Source organism: Herbaspirillum seropedicae, assembly GCF_001040945.1.
In the GTDB taxonomy this organism is placed as follows: Bacteria; Pseudomonadota; Gammaproteobacteria; order Burkholderiales; family Burkholderiaceae_D; genus Herbaspirillum; species Herbaspirillum seropedicae.
Genome location: NZ_CP011930.1, coordinates 3,070,081 through 3,086,892, shown reverse-complemented (window position 1 = coordinate 3,086,892; position 16,812 = coordinate 3,070,081). Strand labels below are relative to the sequence as shown.

The window sequence follows — 16,812 nt, the reverse complement described above, 5'->3', positions numbered from 1 at the left end:
GTTTCGCTGAATCGATACGACTCGACGTCGCCTGCGATAATCAGACGAACGCATCCGTGACGATATGCTCGCCCAGCATGAACGCATCGGCCACATGCCGCAGCGGCGCCACATCCACATCCGAAGCGTGCTTGCGGATGAGCTGGCAGAAGTGCTGGTACAGCGAAGGATATTCCCCCTCCACCGGCAGCTCGCTCTGCTTCCCGTCGATCCACAGTTCATGCCCGCCTTTCTTCAGGTGGACATGGGTGCTGCCGGTCTCGATGATGATGTCCCAGGTCTGTCCCCCTGTCTGGCGCCAGTCGAAGTCGGCCTGCACATCGGTGCCGAGCGCATCGGTGAAGGCCAGGCGGGCGGCAATCGGGGTCTGGCGGTTGGACGGCACTTCCAGCGCTGCCTGCTTCAGGAACATGGCCTGCGGCAGGATCTCGGTGACGATGGACAAGGCGTTGATGCCTGGATCGAACACGCCCAGGCCGCCCGGTTGCCAGATCCATTCCTGGTCGGGATGCCAGTGACGCACGTCTTCGCGCCAGATCACCTTGACCTGGCGTGGCGCGTGTTGCTGCAGGTGCCGCTTGACCACCTGGACCGCCGGCGCGTGACGTGAATGCCAGCTGGCAAAGAGCGTGACGCCCTGTTCGGCAGCCAGGTCCCTGAGCGACTCGACCTCGGAGAGGGTGGCGCCGGGCGGCTTTTCCAGGAAGACGTGCTTGCCGGCGCGGATGGCTTCGCGCGCCGCTTCGTAGCGGTACTGCGGCGGCATGCACAGGGAGATGGCGTCGATGGCCGTGCCCGAGGCCAGCATCTCGGCCATGCTCTTGTAGGCGGTCACGCCGTCGATGCTGTGGTTGCGGCTGGCGGTGGCGACCAGCTTGAAATCGGTGTTGCCGGCAATGGCCGGGGCGTGCTGGTCATAGACGATCTTGCCGACGCCGGCAATGGCGAGCTGGATGGCTGTCATGGTGTCCTTGTTTATTGTTGGTTACATGAAGGGGGGCACACAGATTACCAGCGTTGGTGGACGTATGGGGCGATGTCATGCAGATAGATCGCACGCAGCGCCTGCATCACCTCAGCCGTAATGGGCGGCAGGGCGCTGGCGGCGCTGTTGGATTGCGCCTGCGCCACATTGCGCGCGCCGGGGATCACGGTGCTGATGCCGCTTTCCATCAAGATCCAGCGCAGTGCGAATTGCGCCATAGGCACGCCCTGCGGCACCAGTGCGCGGATCTTTTCCACGGCGGCCAGGGCTACCTCGTACGGCACGCCCGAGAAAGTCTCGCCGACATCGAAGGCTTCGCCATGACGGTTGAACTGGCGATGGTCGTCGGCGGCAAAGGTGGTCTGTGCGCTCATCTTGCCGGTCAGCAGGCCCGAGGCCAGCGGTACGCGGGCGATGACGGCGATGTCGCGGCGCTGCGCTTCCTGCAGGAACAGCGAGATCGGGCGCTGGCGGAAGATGTTGAAGATGATCTGGACCGATTTCACGTTCGGGTATTCGATGGCCTTGAGGGCTTCTTCCACCTTCTCCACCGACACGCCGTAGTGGCGGATCTTGCCGGCCGCGACCAGCGCATCCAGATGGCCGAACACTTCCTGCTGGTAATACACCTCGGTGGGCGGGCAGTGCAGTTGCACCAGGTCCAGGCAATCCACCCCCAGGTTCTTCAGCGAGCGGTCGATGAAGGCGCTGAGCTGGGCGCGGTCGTTGTAACCGCTGGCCACATGCGGCGAGAGCCGGCGGCCGGCCTTGGTGGCGACGAAGGGACGCTCGCCGCCGCGCTCCTTCAATACCTGGGCAATCAGTTGCTCGGAGCGGCCATCGCCGTAGACGTCGGCCGTATCGATGAAGCTCACGCCCGCGTCCAGCGCGGCATGCAGGGCGGCCTTGGCATCCTGGGCGGAGACATCGCCCCAGGAGCCGCCGATGGCCCAGGCGCCGAAGCCGATTTCCGAGACTTGTGCGCCGGTGCGGCCAAAGCGTCTTGATTTCATGTATGCACTCCTTCGTCGCATGTTCAAAGCCGTATTTATACCGCGCGCCACGCGCGAGGACGCTTGGTTTAAGATGAGCCTGATTCATTCCTGAAGTGATTGAAATTCATCCATGTCCATCCTCGACCATATCGAATTTTCCGACCTGCGGGTGTTCGTCACCATCTTGCGCACCGGCAGCTTCAAGGCCGCCGCCATCCAGCTGGGCCTGACCCCCTCGGCCACCAGCCATGCCATGAAACGGCTGGAGGAGCGGCTCGCCACGCAATTGCTGTACCGCTCCAGTCGCGCCATTTCGCCCACGGCGGCGGGCAGCGAACTGGCGGCCAGGCTGGAGCAGGGTTTCGAGCAGATCGGGGCGGCCCTGAGTCAACTGGACAGTTCGGCAGCAGGCAGCCTGGGCGAGCTGCGCATCAATGTCTTTGCCGACGCCGCCCATCTGCTGATCGAACCGGCCATTCCCGAGTTCGTGCGGCAATGTCCCAAGGTCAGGCTGACCATCGTGGTCGATGACAAGCCCATCGATATCGTCAGCGAAGGCTATGACGCCGGCATCCGCTACGGGCATTACGTGCCGGAAGGCATGGTGACCGCGCCGCTCACGCGTGCGCACCGCTGGGTGGCCGCGGCTGCGCCGGCCTATCTGGATCGGCATGGGCGGCCCCTGACGCTGCAAGACCTGCAGCAGCACACCTGCCTGCAACTGCTGCTGGGCGACAATTCCAGCTATCAATGGGAGTTCGGCCGTGGCAAGCACCGGCAGCGCATCCGCGTGCCGGGCCTGGTGACGATCAACAATACCGCCGCCACCATCGCGGCGGCCAAGGCTGGGGTCGGTATCGCCTATCTGCTGGAGGGAAGGATCAGCAAGGAAATCGAAGAAGGCTCGCTGGAGACCATCCTGGAAGAATGGGCGGCCCCCAGCGAGCCTTTTCATATGTACTACAGCAGCCGGCGTCATGCCCATCCGGCCCTGCGCAAGCTCATCGACATCATCCGCCTGCAGCATGGACTGTCCCGGCTGCGCTAGCCGGGATAGCCTGCGCACTAGTGCGCCGCCGAGGCCTCCGCCGCCCCGGCGCCACCCTTGGAGGGCTTGATGATCCAGATCAGCGGAATGATGACGATGAAGATCACCGCCGAGACATAGAAGATGTCATTGATGCCCAGCATGGCGGCCTGGAAGGTGATGGTCCGCTCCAGCATGCCTGCCGTTTGCTCGGCGTTGAGCCCGAGGGTGCTGCTGAGGTTGTTGACGGTTTCCTGCAGCCAGGGGCTGTAGGGCGTGGCGTGCTCGGTCAGCTGGGCGTGGTGCATGATGCTACGGTTGTTCCAGGCCGTGGTCGAGATGGACGTACCGACCGCACCGCAGAACACGCGCACGAAGGACGACAGGCCGGCCGCCGCGGGAATGCGCTCCGGTGGCAGGCCCGACAGCAGCAACACCGTCAGCGGCACGAAGAACATGGCCGTGGGAATGCCCTGCAAGAGGGTGGGCAGGATCACCGTCATCTGGTCTACCTGCAGGTTGTAGCGCGAGCGCAGCCAGAACACGATGGCAAAGCCGATGAAGGAAGCCGTGGCTACCTTGCGCGCATCCACCAGCGGCAGGAAGCGTCCGATCAGCGGCATCAGGATCACCGCGAAGATGCCGATGGGCGCGGTCGACAGTCCCGAGTCGATGGAGCGATAGCCCAGGTATTGCTGCAGCCACTGCGGCAGGATCACCAGATTGCCGAAGAACACCCCATAACCGATGGAAATGGCGATGGTGCCGCCGGCGAAATTGCGCCGGCCAAACAGGCGCAGGTCCACCACCGGGTGATCATTGTTGAGTTCCCAGACGACGAAGTAGGCAAAGGCGATCAGCGCGATGATGCCCAGCGTGACGATGGTGGGCGAGGCGAACCAGTCCAGGTCCTTGCCCTTGTCGAGCATGATCTGGAAGGCCGCCACCCAGGTCACCAACAGCGCCAGGCCGATCTTGTCGATGGGCAGCTTGTGCGTCGGGGTCTCGCGCGAGCGGTAGATGGCCAGGGTGACGCCAGCGGCGATCAGGCCCACCGGGATGTTGATGTAGAAGATCCAGGGCCAGGTGTAGCTGTCGGTGATCCAGCCGCCCAGCGCCGGGCCGGCCACGGGGGCGACCACTGCCGTCATGCCCCACAGCGCCAGGGCGAAGGAGGACTTCGATTTGGGGTAGGCCCCCAGCAGCAGCGATTGCGACAGCGGCACCATGGGGCCGGCCACCAGGCCTTGCAGTACGCGCGCGGCCAGCAGGATGGGCAGCGTCGGGGCCAGTCCGCACAGCCACGAGGCCAGCACGAACAGCAGCACCGAGGTGACGAACAGGCGCACCGCCCCCAGCCGCTGCGTCAGCCATCCGGTCAGCGGAATGGAGATGGCGTTGGCGGCGGCAAAGGAGGTGATGACCCAGGTGCCTTCATCGACCGACACCCCCAGGTTGCCCGAGATGGTCGGGATGGCGACGTTGGCGATGGACGAATCCAGCACGTTCATGAACACCGCCAGCGACACCGACAAGGTGCCCAGCACCAGGTTGGCGCCGGTCAGCGGGGGCGGCGGCGTGTAGGCTTGGGAGGGAGTAGGGCTAGTAGCCATGGGGCTCGATCATTGTCCAGTAGAAGTCCGGCGAGGCGTCAGCTCAGGTGTGCGGTACCGCCACGGGCGCTGCGGCCGCCTTGCTCTTGTGCGCCTGCGGCAAGCCGCTGGCGTTGTCGCTGATGATGCGGTCGACGATGGCGTCGGCCTGCTTGCCGAGGTCGTCATAGACATTGGTCTGGTAATTGGTCGGCACCGCTTCCAGCGCCCGGCCATCGCCGTGGATGTCTACCGTGGCGGTGGTGGACAGGCCAATGCGCAGGGGATGCGCGCGCACCTGTTCCGGGTCCAGGGCGATGCGCACCGGCACGCGCTGCACCACCTTGATCCAGTTGCCGGTGGCGTTCTGCGCCGGCAGCAGCGAGAAGGCGCCGCCGGTGCCGGCCGAGAAACCGATCACGGTGCCCTTGTACTTGACGCTGGAGCCGTAGACGTCGGCGATCACTTCCACTGGCTGGCCGATGCGGATGTGCTGCAACTGGCTTTCCTTGAAGTTGGCGTCGATCCAGATCTGTTCCAGCGGCACGATGGCCATCAGCGGATTACCGGCGGCGATGCGCTGGCCCACCTGCACCGAGCGCTTGGAGACAAAGCCCGAGACCGGCGCGACGATGTTCACGCGGGCATAGTTGAGGTAGGCGTTGCGCACGGCGGTGGCGGCCTGCAACACGTTGGGGTGCTCGGTCACGCTGGTGTGGTCGGTCAGGGCGCGGTTGGCAGCGGCGGCCGCGCGGGCCTGGTCCAGCGCGGCCACGGCGCTCTTGACGGCGTCGCGGGCGTGCGAGACGTCTTCCTGCGAGACGGCGCCGGAAGACAGGCCGGCCTGGCGGCGCTGCAGGTCTTCCCGGGCGCGCGCCAGGTTGCTGTCGGCGGCGGCCACGTTGGCGGCCAGGGTGTCATTGTTCAGGAACAGCTGGCGGGTCTGGCGCACGGCCTGGGCCAGGGCGGCCTGCGCCTGGTCCAGCGCCAGCCTGGTATCGGCCGCATCCAGCGCAACCAGTTGCTGGCCGGCCTTGACGACCTGGGTATCGTCGGCCTTGACGGCCACGACTGTGCCGCCGACCTGGGCGGAAATCTGCACGACGTTGCCGCCGACGTAGGCGTCATCGGTTTCTTCGAAGAAGCGCGCATGCAGGAACCAGTACAGGAAGCAGGCCACTGCAATGACCAGCAAGACCAGGGTCAGGAGGATGAGCTGGCGTTTGCGCTTGCCATTGCCATTGTTGTTGGCTTGCGGTTGTTGTTGGGTGGTGCTGTCACTCATGGAGGACTCCGTTCTATCTTTTTGTAGGCGGTCAATCGGCCTGCCTTGCTAGGGCATGCCGTCCCGGTGGCCGGTGGGTCAGTGGAGAGACCGGCTGCCGGGCTGGGTTCGGTTCAGGATGTCAGGCTTGTTTCACGGCTGCGCGCCATAGGCCAGGCCGTCGCGCTGGGCGTCAAAGCCGCCGCCCAGCGCTTTGTAGAGCGCGACCTGCTGGTCGCGGCGCTGGGCCTGCAAGGCCACCATTGCCTGGCGCTGGGCCAGTACGCCGGTCTGGGCCGACAGCAGCGTGAGCTGCGAGACCAGGCCCAGGCGGTAGCGCTCGCGCGCCAGCGCATAGGCGCGCTCAGCGGCCTGCAGGGCCTCGCTGCGGATCGGCAGCTGGCGCTCGGTGGCATGGATCGCCGCGATCTGGCGCGCCACGTCGGCATAGGCATCGTTCAAGGTCTTGTTGTAGGTGGCCACGGCCAGCTCATAGCTGGCGTACTCGCCCTTGAGGCCGGCGCGCAAGGCGCCGCCTTCGAAGATGGGCAGGGTGATGGCCGGGCCGAAGGCGATGCTCTTGCTGGCGGCGGTAAAGGGATTGCTGTCGAGCAGGGTATCGAAGCCGATCATGGCCGACAGGTTGATATCCGGATAGAAGCGCGCCTTGGCCACGTCCACGCCGCGGCTGGCGGCTTCGACCTGCCAGCGGGCGGCCACGATGTCAGGGCGGCGGCCCATCAGGTTCAGCGGCAGCTCAGCGGGCAGGCCCGGCGTGGCCAGCCCTTGCAGGGCCGGCGGCGCCAGTTGCAGGCCGTAGTCCGGGCCCTTGCCGGCCAGTGCGCCCAGTTGCTGGCGCAGCAGCACGATCTGGCCTTCGCTCTGCGCCAGCTGGGCGCGGGCGTCGGCACTGCTGGTGCGGGACTGGTCGCGTTCGATCTGGCTGTCCAGGCCGGTGCGCAGGCGCTCGGCGGTGATCTTTTCGAGCGAGGTGCGCTGGTCCACCGTGCTTTGCAGGATATCGTGCAAGGCGTATTGCGCCGCCAGCTGGCTGTAGACGGTGACGATGGAGGCGGTCAGGGCCAGGCGGGCTTCCTGCTCGCTGGCCTGGGCCGCCTTTTCGCTGGAGATGGCCTGGGCCAGGGCGGCCTGGTTCTTGTTCCAGAGATCAAGCTCATAGCCCACGTTCAGGCCGGCCTTCTTTTCGTTGTACCAGTTGCCGCCATAGGGCGGCGGATAGATGGTGGTGCTGGAGAACTGGTTGCGCGTGACCGAGGCTTCGGCGTTCACGCTGGGCAGCAGCGGCGCGCCGCGCGACTCGGCCAGGGCGCTGGCCGCGGCGATGCGGGCGCGCGCCTGTTGCAGGCTGGGGCTGCTGGTCAGGGCCTGTTCCACCAGGGCGACCAGTTGCGCATCGCCGAACTGGCGGACCCAGTCGCTGCCCGGCCACTGGCCATTGGGCGCGCCCGGATTGGGATCGGACAGGCTGCGCTGGGTGGCGAAGTCGCCCGCCTGCGCCACCTGACGGTCGCTGCCGATGCCGGCGAAGCTGGCGCAGCCCGACAGGCCGAGCACGCCCGCCAGCGCAGCAACGGCGGCGATCGCCCGCAGCCGGAAGGCGGACGAATTGATACGGTTCATAGAATTCTCCACGACGAATTGTTTGGCGATACGAGTAATTTTTCTGAGTTTTGCGAACGACGGTACGCACACAGGGCAGTGATCGCGGGAAAATCGTCACTACGCCCAGCCGGCAGCACGCCTTACCCTAACCGCAATTTACGAGTACCATGCCGGATGGGGCGAGTAAAAACTCATTTTTCGTATTATACTTCGATATACGAACAATCACTCATGTTGCCCTTATGGGGCTAATTCGCATCGGGGGCGAGCGAATTCTTACCAAATCAGCCAATGAAACTGCAACCCAGAAAAGAACCTCGCCAGGCGCGTTCGCGGGCGATGGTCGATACCATCCTTGATGCCATGTCGCGCGTGCTGGTCGAGCGCGGTTACGCCAAGACCAATACCAATCTCGTGGCCGAGTCGGCCGGCATCAGCGTGGGCTCGCTGTATCAGTACTTCCCCAACAAGGATGCGCTGATCTTCGCGCTGCGCGAGCGCCACGCCACCCGCATGCTGGCGCTGTTCGAGGACGCGGTGGCGCACATCGACGACGCCGGTACGCTCTCCAGCGACTTCGACCAGGTGATCAGTGCGGTGGTGGCGGCCCATCTGCTGGAGCCCGAGCTCAACCGCATCCTGGAAGAGGAATTCCCGGCCTATAACCTGCCGGTCTCCACCGAGATCCGCCAGGGCTTCTTCGAGGCCATCCACCGCGTGCTGGAAAAGCACCGCGACAGCATCACCACGCCCGACCTGGACCTGGCCGCCTTCGTGCTGCAGCGGATGTTGAAGGCCCTCATCAAGGCGGTGGTGCTGACCGGCCCGGGCGGAGTCCCGCCGGGTAGCGTGCGCTCGGAGATCCTGCCGGCGGTGATCGGTTATCTCACCTTGCCGCGTTCGGATCATTCTGGTCATTCTGATCAATCTGATTCACAGGCATAATTGATGGTGTGAAGAAATATGAGGGTCTGCTGGCCGCCGGCGACGGATCTGCTGGCAGCGGCCATCGCGTAGAAGGGGCGCGGGCGGGCACACTCAGAAACTTCCTTATATGAAATACGGGGCAGTCCCGTATAGTGGCGGGAGTTTCTTGTCGGATTCATCACAACGCACAAGCACCGCCCTCAACTCATTCATCGCCAGCCATATGCAACAGAAGAACATGATCCGCACCGGCATTGCGGCAGGCCTGCTGCCTGCGCTGCTGGCGCTGGCCGCCGCAGCGCAGGCGGCGGTGTCGGTGCAGGTGCTGGACGCTGCCGGCCAGCCCATGCCCAATGCCGTGGTCTATGTCGAACCGGCCGGCGCTGCGGCGCCGCCGGCCAAGGCGCCGCGCCAGGTCGAGATCGAACAGAAGAACAAGACCTTCATGCCGCTGGTAACGGTGGTGCAGACGGGCACGCCGATTCTCTTCCCCAATCACGACAATGTCCGTCATCACGTCTATTCCTTTTCACCCGCCAAGACCTTTGAACTGAAGCTGTATTCAGGCGTGCCGGGCAGCCCCGTGGTCTTCGACAAGGCGGGCACGGTAGTGCTGGGCTGCAACATCCATGACGAGATGGTGGCCTATGTGCAGGTGGTCAATACGCCCTTTTTCGGCGTCACCGACCGCAGCGGTTCGGTGAAGCTGGAGGGGGTGGGCAATGGTAAGTACACGCTCAAGGCCTGGTATTTCACCATGGGGCCCAACGAGGCCGCGGTGGAACAGCCCTTGCAGGTCCAGGGTGACGGCCGGGCGTCCATCAAACTCAACGTCAAGGCCGTGCCGCTGTAGGGCGGCATCCTCAGGGGAAGCGGGGTCAGGGTGGTGCGTCTATATCGTCTGGAGAGCAAGATCGTTGCGCTGTTCATCACCTTGCTGGTGGTGGTGCAACTGGCTGGCTTCGTGGCTATCCGGACAGCCATCGACCGCAATGCCCGCGCCTCCATCAGCGAGGAGCTGGCCGTCGGCGAGCGCGTCTTTGCGCGCCAGCTGGACCAGAACGCCCAGAAGCTCACCCAGGGCGCGCGCCTGCTGGCTTCGGACTTCGGCTTTCGCCAGGCCATCGGCACCGATGACCGCGAGACCATCGCTTCGGTGCTGAGCAACCATGGCGCGCGCATTGGCGCTTCCATGGCCATGCTGATCGGCAATGATGGCCAGATCCGCGCCTCCACCGTCGAATATCCCGATACCGATTTGCAGCGCAGCAGCCTGGAGCTGGTGCGCAAGGCCGGCAATGGCAATGGCGCGTCCGAAAACGCCGTGGTAGGCGATCGCCTGTTCCAGATCGTGGCCGTGCCGATCAAGGCGCCGGTCACCATCGCCTGGGTGGTCATGGGCTTTCCCATCGATCATCAGCTGGTGAGCGACATGCGCGAGCTGTCCTCCTTGCAGGTGTCCATCCTGGTCAGCCAGCGCGGCGGGGTGGGCTGGAATGCCGATGTGTCGACCCTGACCGCGCCGGCCGCGTCGATGTTGCTCAAGGAGGTCGGCCAGCCTGCCATGCGTGCGGGCGGCCTGATCGATCTGCAGATCGACGGCAACCAGTACCGTGCGCGCTTGTTGCCGCTGGCGCAGGCCAGCAATGGGCAGCAGGCCGTGGCGGTGCTGCAGCGCTCGGTCAGCGAGGCCGTGGAGCCGTACCAGCGTCTGCAACTGATCCTGCTGAGCATCACGGTGCTTGGCGTGCTGGGGGCGGCGGTGGCCAGCGCGGTGCTGGCGCGGCGCATCACCAGCCCGCTGCGCGACCTGGCGGACGTGGCCAAGCGACTGGGGGAGGGCGACTACAGCGAAGGCCTGTTCATCCGCCGGCAAGATGAGATCGGCCGCCTTGGCAACGCCTTCGAGACCATGCGCCTGGAAATCGCCAGCCGCGAACTGAAGATCAGCCGGCTGGCTTACCAGGACCAGCTCACCGGACTGCCCAATCGCGTGCAGTTCGCCGACCTGCTGCGCGACGCCATTGCCGAGGCGGCGCGCACCCCCGGGGCGGCCTGTTACATCCTGATGATGGACCTGGACCGCTTCCAGCAGGTCAATGATGTGCTCGGCCATAGCTTCGGCGACGACCTGTTGCGCCAGGTGGCGCTGCGCCTGTCAGCGCAGTTGCTGCATCCCGGCGCCAAGCTGTCGCGCCTGGGCGGCGACGAATTCGCCATCCTGCTGCCGGGGGTGGACCAGGAGGGCGCGGTGGAGCAAGCCTTGCAGATCCTGCGTGCGCTGGAACAGCCCCTGTCCTTGCACCAGCAGACCGTGGACCTGGGCGCGGGTATCGGCATTTCCGGCTATCCGGCCCATGGCCAGAGCAGCGACGTGCTGCTCAGCCACGCCGAGGTCGCCATGTACATCGCCAAGCGCAAGGGCAGCGGGCTGGTCATCTATGATCCGGCCATCGACCAGAGCAGCCAGGAGAGTTTGTCGCTGCTCTCCGAGCTGCGCCGTGCGCTGGAGCGCGACGAATTCATGCTCTACCTGCAGCCGAAGCTGGAGCTGTGCTCGGGCCAGGTGGTCGGCGCCGAGGCGCTGGTGCGCTGGATTCATCCGGAGAAGGGTTTCATCGGGCCGGACAATTTCATTCCCTTTGCCGAGACCACGGGTTTCATCCGCATGCTCACGCTGTGGATGATGGAACAGGTCGCGCGCCTGTCGGAGCAGTTGCAGCAGCAGGGCGTGCAGCTCAAGTTCTCGGTCAACCTCTCCACCCGCGACCTGCTGGACCAGGAGCTGCCGACCGCGTTCGCTGCGATCCTGCAGCGGCACCGCCTGCAACCAGCGGCGCTCTGCCTGGAGATCACCGAAAGCGCCATCATGGACGACCCGGCGCGCGCGCAGAACACGCTGGAGCGCTTGTCCAACATGGGCTTTGCACTGAGCATCGACGACTTCGGCACCGGCTATTCCTCGCTGGCCTATCTCAAGCGGCTGCCGGTGGATGAACTCAAGATCGACAAGTCCTTCGTCATGAAGATGGCGCAGGACCAGGATGACGCCAAGATCGTCCGGTCCACCGTGGACCTCGGTCACAACCTCGGCCTGCGGGTGGTGGCCGAGGGGGTGGAGAGCGAGGAAGTGTGGTTCCTGCTGCGGCAGATGGGGTGCGACCAGGGGCAGGGCTATTTCATGGGCAAGCCCATGCCGGTGCAGCACTTCCTCGCATGGCGCGAGCAATGGCGCGCGCCGGACATGCTGGACCAGTCGGAAAACATGGCCGTCTAGGCCGCACCGCGGGTGCAGCTGCACGAGCGGCAATACATCAATGAATATGGGGCAGGTGGGGGCGGATGAAACACACGATCAGGGGCGCGGCGCTGGCCGTGCTGGCGATGCTGGGCGCGCCGGTGCTGGCGCAAATGCGTCCGATGACGCCAGCCGAACAGGAGGCCTGGACCGCAGCGCGCCAGCGGAAGGCGGTGCAGGCCATGCGCCAGGCCAGCACAGCAGAAGCAGCGCCGGCGTCCGATCGCAATGAGCGCAATGATAGTAATGATCGCTGGATGCCGGATCTGGCCAAGCTCACCGCCACCGGCGGCGTGATCCAGGTGGAAGGCGCGGGCGGGGGCGGGCTGACGCCCTGGGCACTGATCACCGGCTATGGCAGCCGTGACAGCTATGGCGCCAATGCCCACTACACCTACCTGGCGACCCAGGACTACACCCTGAGATCCTATGGCGTGGCCGTGGGCATCCTGGACCGGCTGGAACTGTCGGTGGCCAAGCAGGAGTTCTACGGCGGCGCGGCCCCGCTCAATGATCTGAAGATCACCCAGGATATCGTCGGCGTCAAGCTCAAGCTGGCCGGTGACGCCGTCTATGACCAGGACCGCTGGCTGCCGCAGATCGCCGCCGGGGTGATGTTCAAGCGCAATAACGGCGTCGGCGGGCTGGGGCCGGTCACCAGCGTGAAGCAACTGGGGGCGGCCAGCGACGCCGGCATCGATTACTACCTCTCGGCCACCAAGCTGCTGCTGGCGCAAAGCCTGCTGCTCAACGGCACGGTGCGACTGACCAAGGCCAACCAGATGGGCTTGCTCGGCTTTGGCGGTGACCGTGGCGACCGTTATCAGGCCATGGGCGAGTTCTCGGCGGCCTACCTGATCCAGCGCGACCTGGCGCTGGGTGTGGAATACCGCATGAAGCCGCGCAATCTGGCGGCCGATCCTGAAAAGGATTACTACGACGCCTTCCTGGCCTGGTTCCCCAGCAAGAACCTGTCGCTGACCCTGGCCTATGTGGCGCTGGGCGACATCACTGTCTACAACCCCAAGCGGCAGCGCGGCGTCTATCTGTCGCTGCAGGCCGGATTCTGAGGAGCCTTCCCATGACACCCCGCACCCTGCCGCAAGCCCTGGCCGTGGCAGCGCTGGCCGTGAGCCTGTGGGCCCCGCCCGCGCACGCCGCCGATACCCTCTTTGCCGACCTGGGCGGCCTGCCGGTGATCCGCCAGACCGTGCATGATTTCATGGCCAACATGCTGGCCGATGCGCGCATCCGGCATACTTTCGACCATTCCAACCTGAAGCGGGTGGAAGACATGCTGGTGGAACAATTCTGCATGCTCAGCGGCGGTCCCTGCACCTATACGGGCGACCCCATGAAGGAGGTCCACCAGGGGCTCAAGCTGACCAATGCCGATTTCAACGCCCTGGTCGAGGATCTGCAGCAGGCCATGGACAAGAACGGTATCCCTTTCCGCACCCAGAACCGCCTGCTGGCGCTCCTGGCACCGATGCAGCGCGACACCGTGACCCGCTAGCCAGGCATGGCAAGTTTTTTTTCAGGCGGCTGGAATAAAGCCGGGCTGGCTGACGTATACGCTGGCATGGGTATGGCACACCGCGCAACCCGACCATGAAAAAGGAAATCACATGAGACTGCTCGCAACCTCCCTGCTGGCCCTGGCTTGCGCCTCGGCATCCGTCACCGCGCTGGCCCAGGGCGCTGGCGTGAAGGCCATGGACGGCATCCTGGTGGACGCCCACGGCATGACCGTCTACACCTTTGACAAGGACACCCCCAACAATGGCAAGAGCGTCTGCAACGGCCCCTGCGCCAAGCTGTGGCCGCCGGTCGCCCCCATGGGCAGCCCCGCCGCCCCGTACTCCACGGTGACCCGCGACGACGGCAGCGCCCAGCTGGCCTACCAGGGCAAGCCGCTGTACCTGTACGAGCAGGACAAGAAGCCGGGTGACCGTGCCGGCGACAACTTCAAGGATGTCTGGCACGTCGTCAAGCCCTGATCCGATCCGTCCAGAGACCCGCCATGTTCACACGCCAGGCCCGGCAGCAACGCCAGCAGCGTGAGCGGCAGGCCGACGAGCAAGCCATGCTCGCCTGCCTGCCGCGTCTGCGCCGCTATGCCCGGGCGCTGACCGGTGCACGCGAGGCCGCCGACGACCTGGTGCAGGACACCCTGGAACGCGCCTGGCAGAAGCTGGATAGCTGGCAGCGCGGTAGTCCCATGCGGCCCTGGCTGTTCTCCATCATGCACAACCTGCACGCCGATGCCCGTCGGCGCGCATCGCCCGCGACCGTCGCGCTGGACGAGTACGGCGAGATCGACCAGGCCCAGGTCGCGCTGGATCCGGGGGTCTTGCTGGACCTGGAAACCGCCCTGCAGCTGTTGCCGCCCGAGCAGCGCGAAGTGCTGCTGCTGGTGGTGCTCGAAGAGATGCGTTACGAAGAAGTGGCGGTCACGCTGGGCATTCCGACCGGCACCGTCATGTCACGCCTGTCGCGCGCCCGCGAGCGGCTGCGGCGCGTGATGCAAGGGCAGGGCGAGAGCTCGCCCGGTTCCAGTTTGAAGGTGGTGAAATGAAGACCCCGGCCATCCCTGAAGAAGATCTGCACGCCTTTGCCGACGGCCAGTTGCCGGCCGCGCGCGCCAGCGAGATCGCCGCCTGGCTGGAGCAAGACCCCACCCAGGCCGAGGCGGCCGAGCAAGTGCGTGACTGGCGCTGGCAGAAGCGCGCCCTGCATGCGCACTTCGACCCGGTGCTCGAAGAGGCTTTGCCGCCCAGGCTGGCCGCGGCGGTGCTGGCCGGGGCGAACCACCAGGAGCAGCCCCGCGCGCCTGCGGCCAACGCAGCGCGCTGGTGGCGCATGGCAGCCATGCTGCTGTTGAGCATGGCCAGTGGCGTCGGGGGCTGGTATCTGCATGATATTGGCGACGATGGCCGACACGCCCGTGTGCAGGCGCCGCTGGTGCTGGCGCGCCAGGCTGCGGTGGCGCATGCGGTATTCAGCGTCGACCTGCGCCGTCCGGTCGAAGTCGGCGCGGACCAGGAACAGGCGCTGGTGACCTGGCTGTCGCGTCGCCTGGGAACCAGCCTGCGTGCCCCCAAGCTGGCCCCGCTGGGCTACGACCTGATCGGTGGCCGCCTGCTGCCAGGCCAGAGCGGGCCGGTGGCGCAATTCATGTACCAGGACGCCGCGGGCCAGCGGCTGACCCTGTATGTCTCGCATGAGCAGGTGCAGAACCGAGAAACCGGCTTTCGCTTCGCCCAGGAAGGCAAGGTCAACGTCTTCTACTGGATCGATGGCCAGTTCGGTTATGCGCTTTCTGGCGGCATCGCCCGCGCCGAGCTCTCGCGCATCGCCAGCTCGGTGTATGAACAGTTGTCTCCCCTGACGTCGTCCCCGCCACGCTGAGGTCGGCGTTTACAAGTGCAAAAGCGGGTAAGGAAAGGCCAACCACGGTTAAGGCCGCGACCGTGCTGCCGCTAACACAATCATCCATGTCGTAAAGGCGCTTGACCCAAGGATGGGGGAAAGCGGAAACATGGATGAATGCCGGCGCCTTGGTCCGGCTGCACTTCACAGAGGGAGCTCATATGGAAATGGCAACGATTGCCAGCGGAGTGGCAACAGCCTGGCTGGCGGACAAGGCGGCGCATGCGGTGGGCATCGACCTGGGCAAGATCGCCAAGACGACCGTGGACGAGGTGGTCGGCGCGGCCACGGTGGTGGCGCGGTTGCCGGGGAATGTGAATATCGGGCGGATCATCAATACCATTGTCTAGTTTTAGCACAACGGCATGGCGTAACGCCGGCCGGATGCCCCAGTGTTCAATAAAGACGCTCTTGGCCGCTCATGCTGGCTCACGCCACCGTCAATGTCAGGTGACCCTGAACAGCGCTGGTCGGATGCAATTTGATCTCGATGTCATAGCCCAGTCGGTTCAGGCAATCCATCAGCTTGCGTTCCGACAGATTGCTGAAATCGCCACGCATCATGCCTGACACCTTGGGTTGGGAGATCCCCATGCGCTTGGCTGCGGCCTGTTGGGTGAGTCCGAGTGTACGTAAGGCTTTGCGGATTTCAACCACCAGGGCAGTCTTGATTTTGAGCTTGTCCGCATCGGGCAGACCGAGGTCGGCGAAGACATTGTCTGAACTGCGCAAGATAGGGGTGTCGTCAATGGTTCTTCTTTGCATGTCGTGCATGTCTTAGCTCCTCTGCGCGTGCGGCGGCGACTTTCAGCCGTGTCCGTATGATATCGATGTCGGTTTTCGGGGTGGCAATACCGTGCTTGCTTTTCTTCTGGAAGCAATGGAGGACGAAGACCGCCTCTTCGAACCTGATCACGTACACCGCCCGATAGGTGCCGCTGGCCTCATCCTCAATGATTTCCAGCACGCCTGCGTCTCCAAATCCTCTTAGAACTTTGGCTGCGTCGTCGCGATCTCCCAGTTGTGCCAACGATAGGGCATAACCAAAGCGCTGACGAATGGCTGATGGCAGTGCCATGAGGTCCTTGTAGCTGCTACCTATCCATTCAAGTGGTTTTTCTTTACCGTGCATGCTAGCAGGTTATACCTGTTCAGGTAAGGCTCGCTGTCGCGCCTCAAATAGAGAAGTTGTTTTAGAGAAATTTCTACTTGCTCAACAGAAGAGAGCCTGTAAGTGAATAGCAAGAAATGTCTTGATCACTGTAAAGAAACCCGACATCCTGCCGTAACGCTGTGTACCGGCCGATTAATCCTGTCAGCCGGTTTCCCTCAAAAGGAGCTGTCCATGGATGTCAATCAGATCGCATCGCTGGCCACCAGCATGGCAACAGCGCAGACTTCGGACCAGGTCAATATCCTGATGCTGAAGAAGGCGCTCAATACCCAGGCGGCGGCTGTCGTCGGCGTGTTGCAGGCCTTGCCGCCCGTGCCGGCCAATCCCAATATCGGCCGCAACGTCAATACGACCGCTTGAGTGCTGTCACAGGCTTTTGAAAATCGCAGTCTTCGGACTGCGATTTTTTTCGTCCCTATTCCATAAAAAGCATAATTAATTGGTCTTAATTCAATTTGAATAATTAAATGTACTTGCGTTAAGGCGAATGACCAA

At 64.3% G+C, this 16,812-nt stretch carries 18 protein-coding genes; 11 read left to right on the top strand and 7 right to left on the bottom strand.

Annotated elements, in window-relative coordinates; genetic code table 11:
* Nucleotides 1-40: 40 nt before the first annotated feature.
* Together ACP92_RS13545 and ACP92_RS13540 are read right to left on the bottom strand one after the other, a co-directional pair.
* Nucleotides 41-964, bottom strand: a complete 924-nt coding sequence (locus tag ACP92_RS13545; protein ID WP_013234682.1) for a Gfo/Idh/MocA family protein — start codon at nucleotides 962-964, stop codon at nucleotides 41-43.
* A gap of 44 nt (nucleotides 965-1,008) precedes the next feature.
* Nucleotides 1,009-1,998 (bottom strand): aldo/keto reductase, encoded by a 990-nt coding sequence (locus tag ACP92_RS13540; protein WP_013234681.1) that lies wholly within the window; start codon nucleotides 1,996-1,998, stop codon nucleotides 1,009-1,011.
* Nucleotides 1,999-2,110: 112 nt separating this feature from the next.
* Here ACP92_RS13540 and ACP92_RS13535 point away from each other — a divergent pair, with 112 nt between their 5' ends.
* Complete coding sequence (locus tag ACP92_RS13535) at nucleotides 2,111-3,028, top strand: LysR family transcriptional regulator (RefSeq protein WP_013234680.1); 918 nt, start codon at nucleotides 2,111-2,113, stop codon at nucleotides 3,026-3,028.
* Nucleotides 3,029-3,045: 17 nt separating this feature from the next.
* Here the strand turns inward: ACP92_RS13535 and ACP92_RS13530 are convergent, their stop codons facing one another.
* From ACP92_RS13530 to ACP92_RS13520, 3 genes are all read right to left on the bottom strand, one after another.
* Nucleotides 3,046-4,620: a DHA2 family efflux MFS transporter permease subunit gene (locus ACP92_RS13530; protein ID WP_013234679.1), complete on the bottom strand. Its 1,575-nt coding sequence runs from the start codon at nucleotides 4,618-4,620 to the stop codon at nucleotides 3,046-3,048.
* 43 nt (nucleotides 4,621-4,663) lie between these two features.
* Nucleotides 4,664-5,884: an HlyD/EmrA/EmrK family protein gene (locus ACP92_RS13525; protein WP_013234678.1), complete on the bottom strand. Its 1,221-nt coding sequence runs from the start codon at nucleotides 5,882-5,884 to the stop codon at nucleotides 4,664-4,666.
* A gap of 132 nt (nucleotides 5,885-6,016) precedes the next feature.
* Complete coding sequence (locus ACP92_RS13520) at nucleotides 6,017-7,504, bottom strand: efflux transporter outer membrane subunit (protein ID WP_013234677.1); 1,488 nt, start codon at nucleotides 7,502-7,504, stop codon at nucleotides 6,017-6,019.
* A 273-nt stretch (nucleotides 7,505-7,777) separates the two neighbouring features.
* On the opposite strand from ACP92_RS13520, the gene ACP92_RS13515 reads away from it, so the two are divergent.
* From ACP92_RS13515 to ACP92_RS13475, 9 genes are all read left to right on the top strand, one after another.
* Nucleotides 7,778-8,431, top strand: a complete 654-nt coding sequence (locus tag ACP92_RS13515) for a TetR/AcrR family transcriptional regulator (protein WP_013234676.1) — start codon at nucleotides 7,778-7,780, stop codon at nucleotides 8,429-8,431.
* A 205-nt stretch (nucleotides 8,432-8,636) separates the two neighbouring features.
* Nucleotides 8,637-9,266 (top strand): methylamine utilization protein, encoded by a 630-nt coding sequence (locus ACP92_RS13510; protein WP_048348714.1) that lies wholly within the window; start codon nucleotides 8,637-8,639, stop codon nucleotides 9,264-9,266.
* Nucleotides 9,267-9,299: 33 nt separating this feature from the next.
* Nucleotides 9,300-11,690, top strand: a complete 2,391-nt coding sequence (locus tag ACP92_RS13505) for a putative bifunctional diguanylate cyclase/phosphodiesterase (protein ID WP_041311948.1) — start codon at nucleotides 9,300-9,302, stop codon at nucleotides 11,688-11,690.
* Between the two features lie 65 nt (nucleotides 11,691-11,755).
* On the top strand, nucleotides 11,756-12,781 hold the full coding sequence (locus tag ACP92_RS13500; protein WP_013234673.1) for a DUF3034 family protein: 1,026 nt from the start codon (nucleotides 11,756-11,758) through the stop codon (nucleotides 12,779-12,781).
* Nucleotides 12,782-12,792: 11 nt separating this feature from the next.
* Nucleotides 12,793-13,227, top strand: a complete 435-nt coding sequence (locus ACP92_RS13495; protein ID WP_013234672.1) for a group I truncated hemoglobin — start codon at nucleotides 12,793-12,795, stop codon at nucleotides 13,225-13,227.
* A 112-nt stretch (nucleotides 13,228-13,339) separates the two neighbouring features.
* Complete coding sequence (locus ACP92_RS13490) at nucleotides 13,340-13,711, top strand: COG4315 family predicted lipoprotein (protein ID WP_013234671.1); 372 nt, start codon at nucleotides 13,340-13,342, stop codon at nucleotides 13,709-13,711.
* A 23-nt stretch (nucleotides 13,712-13,734) separates the two neighbouring features.
* Complete coding sequence (locus ACP92_RS13485) at nucleotides 13,735-14,289, top strand: RNA polymerase sigma factor (RefSeq protein WP_048348571.1); 555 nt, start codon at nucleotides 13,735-13,737, stop codon at nucleotides 14,287-14,289.
* Nucleotides 14,286-15,122, top strand: coding sequence for an anti-sigma factor family protein (locus ACP92_RS13480; protein ID WP_013234669.1), 837 nt, complete (start codon nucleotides 14,286-14,288; stop codon nucleotides 15,120-15,122). The genes ACP92_RS13485 and ACP92_RS13480 overlap by 4 nt, the downstream gene beginning before the upstream one ends.
* A gap of 182 nt (nucleotides 15,123-15,304) precedes the next feature.
* Nucleotides 15,305-15,493 (top strand): hypothetical protein, encoded by a 189-nt coding sequence (locus ACP92_RS13475; RefSeq protein ID WP_041311945.1) that lies wholly within the window; start codon nucleotides 15,305-15,307, stop codon nucleotides 15,491-15,493.
* Nucleotides 15,494-15,572: 79 nt separating this feature from the next.
* Here the strand turns inward: ACP92_RS13475 and ACP92_RS13470 are convergent, their stop codons facing one another.
* Together ACP92_RS13470 and ACP92_RS13465 are read right to left on the bottom strand one after the other, a co-directional pair.
* Complete coding sequence (locus ACP92_RS13470) at nucleotides 15,573-15,908, bottom strand: helix-turn-helix domain-containing protein (protein WP_041311942.1); 336 nt, start codon at nucleotides 15,906-15,908, stop codon at nucleotides 15,573-15,575.
* Complete coding sequence (locus tag ACP92_RS13465) at nucleotides 15,889-16,275, bottom strand: type II toxin-antitoxin system RelE/ParE family toxin (RefSeq protein ID WP_013234666.1); 387 nt, start codon at nucleotides 16,273-16,275, stop codon at nucleotides 15,889-15,891. The genes ACP92_RS13470 and ACP92_RS13465 overlap by 20 nt, the downstream gene beginning before the upstream one ends.
* 213 nt (nucleotides 16,276-16,488) lie before the next feature.
* Here ACP92_RS13465 and ACP92_RS13460 point away from each other — a divergent pair, with 213 nt between their 5' ends.
* Complete coding sequence (locus tag ACP92_RS13460) at nucleotides 16,489-16,677, top strand: YjfB family protein (RefSeq protein WP_013234665.1); 189 nt, start codon at nucleotides 16,489-16,491, stop codon at nucleotides 16,675-16,677.
* Nucleotides 16,678-16,812: the final 135 nt, after the last annotated feature.

Excerpts from the sequence above, each read along its gene's own strand:
- ACP92_RS13545 (WP_013234682.1), bottom strand. The coding sequence starts at position 964 with ATGACAGCCATCCAGCTCGCCATTGCCGGCGTCGGCAAGATCGTCTAT.
- ACP92_RS13540 (WP_013234681.1), bottom strand. The coding sequence starts at position 1,998 with ATGAAATCAAGACGCTTTGGCCGCACCGGCGCACAAGTCTCGGAAATC.
- ACP92_RS13535 (WP_013234680.1), top strand. The coding sequence starts at position 2,111 with ATGTCCATCCTCGACCATATCGAATTTTCCGACCTGCGGGTGTTCGTC.
- ACP92_RS13530 (WP_013234679.1), bottom strand. The coding sequence starts at position 4,620 with ATGGCTACTAGCCCTACTCCCTCCCAAGCCTACACGCCGCCGCCCCCG.
- ACP92_RS13525 (WP_013234678.1), bottom strand. The coding sequence starts at position 5,884 with ATGAGTGACAGCACCACCCAACAACAACCGCAAGCCAACAACAATGGC.
- ACP92_RS13520 (WP_013234677.1), bottom strand. The coding sequence starts at position 7,504 with ATGAACCGTATCAATTCGTCCGCCTTCCGGCTGCGGGCGATCGCCGCC.
- ACP92_RS13515 (WP_013234676.1), top strand. The coding sequence starts at position 7,778 with ATGAAACTGCAACCCAGAAAAGAACCTCGCCAGGCGCGTTCGCGGGCG.
- ACP92_RS13510 (WP_048348714.1), top strand. The coding sequence starts at position 8,637 with ATGCAACAGAAGAACATGATCCGCACCGGCATTGCGGCAGGCCTGCTG.
- ACP92_RS13500 (WP_013234673.1), top strand. The coding sequence starts at position 11,756 with ATGAAACACACGATCAGGGGCGCGGCGCTGGCCGTGCTGGCGATGCTG.
- ACP92_RS13495 (WP_013234672.1), top strand. The coding sequence starts at position 12,793 with ATGACACCCCGCACCCTGCCGCAAGCCCTGGCCGTGGCAGCGCTGGCC.
- ACP92_RS13490 (WP_013234671.1), top strand. The coding sequence starts at position 13,340 with ATGAGACTGCTCGCAACCTCCCTGCTGGCCCTGGCTTGCGCCTCGGCA.
- ACP92_RS13485 (WP_048348571.1), top strand. The coding sequence starts at position 13,735 with ATGTTCACACGCCAGGCCCGGCAGCAACGCCAGCAGCGTGAGCGGCAG.
- ACP92_RS13480 (WP_013234669.1), top strand. The coding sequence starts at position 14,286 with ATGAAGACCCCGGCCATCCCTGAAGAAGATCTGCACGCCTTTGCCGAC.
- ACP92_RS13475 (WP_041311945.1), top strand. The coding sequence starts at position 15,305 with ATGGAAATGGCAACGATTGCCAGCGGAGTGGCAACAGCCTGGCTGGCG.
- ACP92_RS13470 (WP_041311942.1), bottom strand. The coding sequence starts at position 15,908 with ATGCAAAGAAGAACCATTGACGACACCCCTATCTTGCGCAGTTCAGAC.
- ACP92_RS13465 (WP_013234666.1), bottom strand. The coding sequence starts at position 16,275 with ATGCACGGTAAAGAAAAACCACTTGAATGGATAGGTAGCAGCTACAAG.
- ACP92_RS13460 (WP_013234665.1), top strand. The coding sequence starts at position 16,489 with ATGGATGTCAATCAGATCGCATCGCTGGCCACCAGCATGGCAACAGCG.